This window comes from Microcystis sp. LE19-10.1B (genome assembly GCF_027530565.1).
Lineage (GTDB): Bacteria > Cyanobacteriota > Cyanobacteriia > Cyanobacteriales > Microcystaceae > Microcystis > Microcystis aeruginosa.
Map to the genome: position 1 here is coordinate 1 of NZ_JAPZQM010000430.1, position 8,759 is coordinate 8,759.

At 42.2% G+C, this 8,759-nt stretch carries 7 protein-coding genes and 1 tRNA gene; 4 read left to right on the forward strand and 4 right to left on the reverse strand.

Features of this window, described 5'->3' with window-relative positions:
- Positions 1-144: 144 nt before the first annotated feature.
- On the reverse strand, positions 145-1,143 hold the full coding sequence (locus tag O9332_RS15630; RefSeq protein ID WP_002763382.1) for an Npun_R2821/Npun_R2822 family protein: 999 nt from the start codon (positions 1,141-1,143) through the stop codon (positions 145-147).
- 133 nt (positions 1,144-1,276) lie between these two features.
- Positions 1,277-2,782: a hypothetical protein gene (locus tag O9332_RS15635; RefSeq protein ID WP_288026332.1), complete on the reverse strand. Its 1,506-nt coding sequence runs from the start codon at positions 2,780-2,782 to the stop codon at positions 1,277-1,279.
- 127 nt (positions 2,783-2,909) lie between these two features.
- Here O9332_RS15635 and O9332_RS15640 point away from each other — a divergent pair.
- A tRNA-Glu gene (locus O9332_RS15640) sits at positions 2,910-2,982 on the forward strand.
- A gap of 20 nt (positions 2,983-3,002) precedes the next feature.
- Here O9332_RS15640 and O9332_RS15645 read toward each other — a convergent pair.
- A complete protein-coding gene (locus O9332_RS15645; RefSeq protein WP_002763386.1) occupies positions 3,003-4,352 on the reverse strand; it encodes a sensor histidine kinase in 1,350 nt (449 codons plus the stop codon).
- A 320-nt stretch (positions 4,353-4,672) separates the two neighbouring features.
- On the opposite strand from O9332_RS15645, the gene O9332_RS15650 reads away from it, so the two are divergent.
- The 3 genes from O9332_RS15650 (at position 4,673) to O9332_RS15660 (ending at position 7,115) form a co-directional block, all read left to right on the forward strand.
- A complete protein-coding gene (locus O9332_RS15650; RefSeq protein WP_002763387.1) occupies positions 4,673-5,146 on the forward strand; it encodes an EVE domain-containing protein in 474 nt (157 codons plus the stop codon).
- 3 nt (positions 5,147-5,149) lie between these two features.
- A complete protein-coding gene (locus O9332_RS15655) occupies positions 5,150-6,004 on the forward strand; it encodes a prohibitin family protein (RefSeq protein WP_002763389.1) in 855 nt (284 codons plus the stop codon).
- A gap of 460 nt (positions 6,005-6,464) precedes the next feature.
- On the forward strand, positions 6,465-7,115 hold the full coding sequence (locus tag O9332_RS15660; RefSeq protein WP_002763390.1) for a hypothetical protein: 651 nt from the start codon (positions 6,465-6,467) through the stop codon (positions 7,113-7,115).
- A 326-nt stretch (positions 7,116-7,441) separates the two neighbouring features.
- On the opposite strand, the gene O9332_RS15665 is transcribed toward O9332_RS15660, so the two are convergent.
- The gene (locus O9332_RS15665) at positions 7,442-8,437 is read right to left on the reverse strand and encodes a DNA cytosine methyltransferase (RefSeq protein WP_002763391.1); all 996 of its coding nucleotides are present in this window, start codon (positions 8,435-8,437) and stop codon (positions 7,442-7,444) included.
- Between the last annotated feature and the right edge of the window lie 322 nt (positions 8,438-8,759).

Here is an 8,759-nt window from a genome sequence, read left to right on the forward strand (position 1 = left end):
TGGAGGGATCGGGGGTAAAATTCAGGTACTTTTTCCCTGAAAATTAGGTAACTGACTACCTCAAAATCGGTAAAACCCTACACCCCACACCCCACACCCCACACCCTGCCCCCACCAACAAACTTTTTCAGCAGACCCTAATTATTATTTTCCTAAACCGAGTTTTCTGGTTACTTTTTGCCAAAAGGTTGGGGTCGGTGGTTGATAGGGTTTGGGACTATCGGTAAAAACAGGACGTTGACTAGGTTCGTAGAGATAACGATAGTGTAAGAAAATATCTCGATAGGGAAAATCGAGATTTTCACCGCTACAAAGTCGCGTGAACAGAGAGGAAGATAAACCAATGTAGTGAAGGTATGTCAAACGTTTGTCGTGGTCATAAAGAATATTATCTAAAGCCTGAAAATGGGGAGAGGTGACACAGCAGCCGGTGCGTTCTTCTTTAGGCAATTGAAGAGCTAGATTATATATAGAAAAATTTGAGCGCATCATCATATAATTGACGATAGTTTGATCGGGAGCCATCGGATAGAGGATTTCTGCTTCTCCTGCTCGCAATTGTTCTACTAGCCAATTACGGCGTTCCTCGTCAAATAAACCTTTTTTTGAGCCATAAAAACCCGAACAGAAAATTTCTTGGTTAAGACGTTCTTGGGAAAAGATTTCTAATAATTTTGGGGAAGTAACTTCATAAACGTGGGTGATATCTTTGTGCTGAAAATCGTAAACCACACAATCATAATTATCTAACTGTGCAAAAACCCGATCTAAGGGACTCATCAAGAGGGTATCACCATCCATGTAGATAAAGCGATCAAATGGCCCATCAAAGGCACAATAGCGACGATGGGTACCAAAACGATGATAACCTTTGCTACCAGCCTTTAACCAGCGTTCTTTAGCGGTAGGATGGGGTTCCCAAGCAGATTTAGCGAAATTATCCCAGAGATCGATCACTTCCCGATCATCAAATAACTCTACATTAGGACGTTGAGCAATTTCCGCCTTGATACGTTCGGTGTTGTCATCGTAGGGATAGACACAAACAGGAAGAGCTTTTCCTCCATTGACCTCGATGCTGTTGAGTAGGGCGACTAATTGATCGTAAATGCGATCGTTGGCTAAGGTACAAATACCGTCCATAAGTAATCCCAAGGAAAAAATCAAAACCTATTATCTTTGCCGTTAGTTTAGCTTATTTTTGTCGATAAATTATAGTCTCAAGTTTCTCACAACAGAAGGACTACCCGATCAACTATACCCAAAATCGATCGATTTAGCGTTTGCGTTTGAGTAATTTAGAAATGCGTCGATCATACCGCAACCAACGCCAGATTTTAATAACTAATTCCTCTACCCATAAAATAATCGCGTCCAATCCCTCTAAAATCCGTTCTAAGGGGTGTTTAACGTAACCGACGGGGGTTGATTCGGTTTCTAACCATTCTTCGTTAATTGGTTGAATTATCTCCCTAGCGTAGCGGGGATCTAATTGGGTTGCGGGGGGGGATTCTCCAGGAGTAATTTCAGCGGCGGCCGGGGGGATTTTTTGTAAAGATTTATTTTGTTTTTCTTGACTAAAAGCTTTTTTTGTGCTATGAGGCTCGGCTGGTGTGCCTGGGGACTGGGGAAGGGGATAAGCGGGGTTAAGGCGCGGTTTTTCGGAGTCTTGGGGAGAAATAGCCAAGATATCGGCGGATTCTAGCCATGGTTGCTCGCTGACGGCGGAAAATGTCAGGGATTGGCGAGAGGAAAAGAAGTGATCGATCGCCGCTTGGATGAGTTTGCCGATCGTGAAGGGATCCGCTTGGGTTTGTTTTTCTAGCCAATCCTGGAGACGTTGCTTGAAGGTGATCAGCAGAGAATTAGGAAGACTTAGGGGATATTTTGCCGATAAAGCGGGTGAATCAGCACTATATTCTAAATTATTCTTCTCTTTTGCCCAGAAATGCTCGATCGCCGCATAAATTAACCAATAAAGTCGCCAGAGATAGGAGGAATTTTTCTCGAGACTCGGGGACTGGTTAACGAGATCGGAAGGTAGGTTAGAGGTGTGGCTAACACTGCTGGGGATTGCGGGAGAGATAGCGAGAAATTTAGCCTCGAAAATTGCTAATTTTTCGTCAATAACTTCTAAAATCGCTTGAGAATTTAAATTAGGCAGTGGTAAGGAGGGTGGTGTCGGGGTTTTGACGAGATGGGATTCCTGGAAGAGATTTATGGCGATCGCTATTTGCCCCTGTTGTTCCCAGCGTAGCAGGTTCCAAAACCAACGGATCGGGGGCAAGACAGGATTTTTGTCGGTAAAATTCGGTAATAAAGGCGGATATTGAGGATTTAATCGCTTAATTCTCCGTTTTTCGAGGGCGTAGTTAGCCAGTGCCGTTCTAATTTGTTTTTCTATTTGTCTTTGGGTTTGATTATCGGTGATTTTAACAGTCTGGTGATCGTTAGTGACGACAACTAAAGCGTGATCCTCTAGATCGGCTGCTATGCCAATAAATGCCGTTTCTTGGTCAGATAAGCTCTGTAGAAATTCTTTGATCGCATCCGTCCCCTCTTTGCCGGGGGGTGATAATTGTTTCTGGAGACTGTTCCCCAATTGATTAGCCGTCATCCGCAGGGATTGTACCAGCAAATAGACGGGATAGAGGGCTATTTGCAGGGCAATAGCGATCGCATTTTGACCGCGACGGGAGACGCGGCCGAGGTTATCTTTCAGACGGATCAAACGACGGTTGATCAGGTTGAACAGTCGGCTTTTATAGGGATCGGCAGCCATGGATTTTGGGCGATAACATCTTCAATTAGACTATCCTATTGTGCAAGGGCGGGATTAAAAAAATTTTGGCCAAAACCCTTGACTCCCGGAAAGATTATTGTTATATTTAAAAAGGTCTGAAATCCACGCCCCCATCGTCTAGTGGCCTAGGACACCTCCCTTTCACGGAGGCGACAGGGATTCGAATTCCCTTGGGGGTATGAAAAGAAGGTCAGAAGTGTCAAGCTTCTGACTTTTCGGTTTTTTTCTCCCGTTGATGGCTTTTCGGTAAGCTGACGGTGAAGATTGTTCCCCGATCGATCTGACTTTCGACGCTAATTTGTCCATGATGACTGAGGGTAATCGCTAAAGCGATCGCTAATCCTAATCCTGTTCCCCCGGAAGTGGCAGAATTTTGTCGTGCGGGATCGAGACGATAAAAGCGATCGAAAATATGGGACAAAGCAGCCTCGGGAATACCGATTCCGTTATCTTTGACGCGCACCAGTAACACCGATTGTCGATCGCGTTTACTTTTTTCCAATTCCACTGCCACATTTTTAGGCTCAGATTCGGGCAAAAAAGCGTGTTTTAGGGCATTAGAGATTAAATTTGTGAATAAACGTGCTAATTGATCCCAATCTCCCTGCATAGTAAACATTTCATCGCTGTAGGAAAAATCCTCTTGGTCCGGTTCCACAATCGACAAAGAGAGGGAAATTCCCTGCTTATCGGCGATTAAACGCTGTTCTTCCACCACTTCCATCAATAAAGCATCCAAAGGTACAGCTTGCTCGATCGGTTGGACGATGCCACTATCAGAACGGGCTAAAAAGAGCAGATCATTGACTAAATTGCCCAATCTTTCCGTTAAACGCTCGATCACTTGCAAGCGTTGATGGCCAGTTTGGGGATAGGAGATCGCCATTTGCACGTTAGTTTGGATAGTGGCGATCGGATTGCGTAATTCATGGGAAGCATCGGCGGTAAATTGTTTTAAACTCTGATAGGACTCTTTTACGGGTTGAATGGCTAAACCGGACAAAAACCAACCAATCCAGGCGACACTAGCAATCATCAGGCAAATTCCGAGGATTAAATCCAATAATAGCTGTCTAATCGGTTTTGTCACCTCAAACCAAGGATGACTTACCCGCAGATATCCCAAAACATAATGACCGATTTCCACCCTTTCGGTTACTTGTCGCAGCAGACGATTATCGGATAAGCGAATAGTTTCCCCTTGACGGTGGGGATGGAGGGGAATATCTAAGGATTCGGCCAGAGTTGACCAAAGTAGATTACCTTGGGGATCAAACCATTCCAAATCTATATGATCGTCCTCGACGGATTTACCCTGACTGGGAAAACTTGCCAGGGGATCGACGCGATAACGTCCTTGATCCGGGGGAATCGATTCGATCACGAGGGAACGATTTACCACCTCAATGATGTGTTTGAGGGTATCATCAATGCGATCCACTAGGGTATGGCGCACATAAAAATACATTCCCGTAGCGAGAAAAAGCAGTAGTATGGCAGTGACGGCAGTGTACCATAAGGCTAAACGGCGGCGAGTGGCTTGGAACACCGATAATCTATGGATTGGCTAGAGATTTTTAGAGCAATGTATCCTATTTTACAGCTTATTTGAGCGATTTAATAATCGAGAATAAATTATTTTTAGCTATAGGGAAAAACTGACAGTTGCCAAGAATAGCTAGACTTGAAGGATCATAGTCCTTAAAAATTGCCGCTAACAAAGGTATTTTTAGATACATTCTTCTCAATAATTGTTTGAGTAGAACTACAAAAGCAGTCAAAGTGAATTATATTTAACCCTATGGTGACAGGGCTGACAGGAACGGCTAAAAATATTTTTGAGCTTATGTGAATTAATCACAACTATAAATGATGAATTTAAATTACTGGTTAATGAAATCGGAACCCGATGTCTATAGTATCGGGGATTTAAAAAAAGATGGTCAAACTATTTGGGAGGGAGTGCGAAATTATCAGGCGCGCAATTTTCTCCGTCAGATGAAACGGGGAGATTTGGCCTTTTTTTATCATTCTAATACCACCCCGCCGGGGATTGTCGGCTTGATGCGAGTAGTGCAAACTGATATGATCGATCCCACACAATTCGATACCGATAGTCCCTACTATGATTCTAAATCCTCCCCAGATGCCCCGCGCTGGTGGACGGTTAAAGTTGAGTTTGAGCGCCTTTTTCCCCAACTGCTGCCCCTGGGAATTTTAAAACAAAATTTTACCGCCGATGAATTATTATTAGTAAGGACAGGAAATCGTCTGTCAGTGATGCCCGTTAATCAAGCAATTGCGGTAAAAATTCTCGCTTTAGTCGCTCATCAAGGAGTATAAACTGTGAACCAGAAAGATGCTATTAATTTACTTTCCCTGATCGGGGGATTATTGGCCACTATTGTCATTTTAGCGGCCTTTAATGCCTATGTGATTATCACCCCCGGACAAGCGGGAGTTTTAAGTGTGTTAGGAAAGGCTAAGGACGGGGTTTTATTGGAGGGATTTCACTTTAAACCTCCCTTTGTTTCTAGTGTCGATATCTACGATGTTACGGTGCAAAAATTTGAAGTTCCCGCCCAAAGTTCCACTAAAGATTTACAAAATTTATCCGCTAGTTTTGCGATTAATTTTCGTCTTGATCCGACTCAAGTAGTGGCAATTAGAAGAACCCAAGGTACCCTACAAAATATTGTCGCTAAAATTATCGCCCCTCAAACCCAAGAATCCTTTAAAATTGCCGCCGCTAAAAGAACAGTAGAGGAGGCAATTACTCGACGCAGTGAGTTAAAAGAAGACTTTGATAATGCCCTATCGACTCGGTTAGAAAAGTATGGTATTCTAGTCTTAGATACCAGTGTGGTAGATTTGAATTTTTCTCCGGAATTTGCTCGGGCTGTCGAAGATAAACAAATCGCGGAACAACGCGCCCAAAGAGCCGTTTATATCACCCAAGAAGCAGAACAACAGGCCCAGGCAGAAATCAATCGCGCTAAAGGGAAAGCTGAGGCACAAAGACTATTAGCAGAAACTTTAAAAGAACAGGGGGGAGGATTAGTTTTACAGAAAGAAGCGATCGAAGCTTGGCGCGAAGGTGGGGCGCAAATGCCCCGGGTTTTAGTCATGGATGGATCGGGAAAAAATAGCGTACCATTTTTATTTAATTATAGTGATTCTTTTCCAGAAAATACCCCCTAAATTCGGGTCTATTTAGCCCAATTATTTTCTCAAGATAAAGTCTTTCCCATCAAGAGGAAGTGTAACCTAAATTTGGTAAGCTGTTGACTATCTAAATTACTCGTTAAGACTATAGGGGAGAAGGGAGCAGGGAGAAGGAGTTTCAGCCTAAGTCCACCCCACTTCTCCCCATTCCAATCCCATGCCACCATCCCCAACCCAATCAAACCTCTAACTACAAGAAATATGACCTTGGGGTGCTTTTCGTTCAAAAATAACTTGATCGTAGATCGCCGACGAGTGTAAAGTGCGTTAGAAGGCTACCAATTCTGTTAAAAAACCCAAATCAACAATCCGCACCCCACGCAGCAACTTTATTCTTAAATTGGTGTTTCTGTCTTGGCTTATTTTGTTAGCAAGAACAGCCGAGAAACCTATTTGACGCTATCATGGAAACAGCGCTGTACTGCTTGCTAAATCAATGCTTACCCTCAAAACGAGTAAACTAACCCTTGCGGATGTTCAACGTCATCTCAATTTCCAAGAAAAGCTTGAGGATGTTTCATTTACAGAGCTTTTAGCTTTGGAAACCGTCAGCGACGCAGAAAAATTAGAACTTGTTCAAATCCGCAACGATTTTCGACCCTATTTGATGGAAGATAAAGCATCAGAAGGACAAGTGAAAGTTTTAACCCTATTTCCCCTATGGCGGTTAGCTGGTTTTTATCGTTATCCGATTAAGATTAGGGTTGAAGAAGGGATTGATAATATTATCCTTGTCGATGAAGATAAAACTATTAGCGGACGCTTTGATATTGTCACGGTGAATAATTCGATATCAACTGTCAATAATATCACTTTTTGGATTTTAGTAATTGAAGCTAAAGAGAGTGGAATCGAAGTACGTCAGGGATTACCTCAATTACTGACTTATGCCTACAATAGCTTAGAAAGACAACCCTCAGTTTGGGGATTAGCGACTAATGGCTTACAATATATGTTCGTCTATCTCAGACAAGAAACTAACCCCACTTATCAGATAATGCCAGAACTTAATTTAATGTATCCTCAATCAGCAATTAATCTGCTCCAAATTCTCAAGGCAATGGGTCAGCTAATTTTAGAGACATAAATTAGGACTCAAACAAGCTATAATCTCCTATGCCTTCTCTATACTTCTGCGGATTCCTTCTTTAGCAATAAACTTATCTAATACTAAATCTGTTGAGTATATGCTACATATCAGTAGAGTAGCAATTATTGTAGGTTGGGTTGACGCAAGGAAACCCAACCAAGAGTAACCTTTGGGGTGGTTGGGTTTCGCTTTTTCAGGCGAATTAAGCCATTTTCGACCCAGTATTGTTTCGCTCAACCCAACCTACGAGGCTGTCTATATAGGCAATTAAAAGCGTCTTGAATAATTACCACTATCTAAAACTCCTGAGTCGAAAATAAACTTCATTGAGTTGTTCGATTGAACGAGAATGAATTAGTTGATGCTTGCTCAATATCTAACAAAGACTCGATTACAGAATTAACCACAGCAGCTACGCAGGAAATCGCTACACTATTACCGGTTAATTTTCGCATAGTTTGATAACTGCCGACAATTTGATAATCATCGGAAAAACCTTGTAAACGTAGCATTTCCCTTGCTGTTAAGCGTCTTTTCCCATCCACTAACAAATAATTATAGGATGCTCCCGCTCGCAAGGCACAGGAATAGGGATAAGCACTGACATTTCCTCCTTTATTTTCGTGCCAGATAGTCGGTTCACTATAAGGTTTTTTTCCCTCTCTTTTCAGGAAGCGACTTTTTTGAATTCTTGCGGAAGCATAATAAAAATCCGAGACATTTTCTTCTAATATTTCCGTTAAAGTTGTTCTAGATAAAGCTGGTTTTGGCCAGATAAAACCCCGCGCTTCTCGGAAACCAACGATAAAAATCCGTTCCCGTTTTTGCGGTAAACCAAAATTAAGCGCATTCAAAACTCGGTAATCGGTATAGTAATCTAAATCTTGCAAAGTATCGAGAATAACTTCTAAGGTTTTTCCCTGTTGATGTCCCTGCAATTGCTTGACATTTTCCAGAATAAATGCTGCGGGTTGTTTGGCTTTTAAAATGCGGGCAATCTCAAAAAATAGCGTGCCTCTGGTATCTTCAAATCCCTTTAAATCACCACAAATACTAAAAGGTTGACAGGGAAATCCTGCCATTAAAATATCGTGATTGGGAATATCTAGGGCGGCGATTTCGGTAATATCTCCCTGGGGTTTGTCGCCAAAATTAGCGTGATAAATTGCCCGAGCGTCTTTATCTATATCACAGGAAAAGACACAATCAGATTCTAAGTTTTGTTGGCGACAAACTTGTTCAATAGCGACTCGAAACCCTCCCAAACCACAAAAAAGGTCAACAAAACGAATTTTCTGCTTATCTTTAAGTAAATTCATCGATAGTTGAGATTGTAGCGATAGGGATATTCTCTTTGATTTTAACTTATTCAACTTTCACCAAAGAGCGGACGGTAAATATTTCATTGGCGCTTGAGAGTAACAAACTGAAAACAGTCGTCATCCCTGGGGACATACATAAAAAAAGGATGGTGGGTTACGCTTCTTGAACCTCAGTTTTCGGCTCTTCGGTTTGTGTTATGCAATGGACGGGGGTTATAAGGGATGGAACCCTTATAGAGAAAGGCATTTAGCGATTTTTGTCAATTGTTTTTATCTAGAGCGAACTAATCAATTAAGTCTCTTGCCAGATAAGGATTTA

What these genes read in the sequence shown, in the direction of transcription:
- O9332_RS15630 (WP_002763382.1), bottom strand. Translation starts at nt 1,143, where the DNA reads ATGGACGGTATTTGTACCTTAGCCAACGATCGCATTTACGATCAATTA.
- O9332_RS15635 (WP_288026332.1), bottom strand. Translation starts at nt 2,782, where the DNA reads ATGGCTGCCGATCCCTATAAAAGCCGACTGTTCAACCTGATCAACCGT.
- O9332_RS15650 (WP_002763387.1), top strand. Translation starts at nt 4,673, where the DNA reads ATGATGAATTTAAATTACTGGTTAATGAAATCGGAACCCGATGTCTAT.
- O9332_RS15660 (WP_002763390.1), top strand. Translation starts at nt 6,465, where the DNA reads ATGCTTACCCTCAAAACGAGTAAACTAACCCTTGCGGATGTTCAACGT.
- O9332_RS15665 (WP_002763391.1), bottom strand. Translation starts at nt 8,437, where the DNA reads ATGAATTTACTTAAAGATAAGCAGAAAATTCGTTTTGTTGACCTTTTT.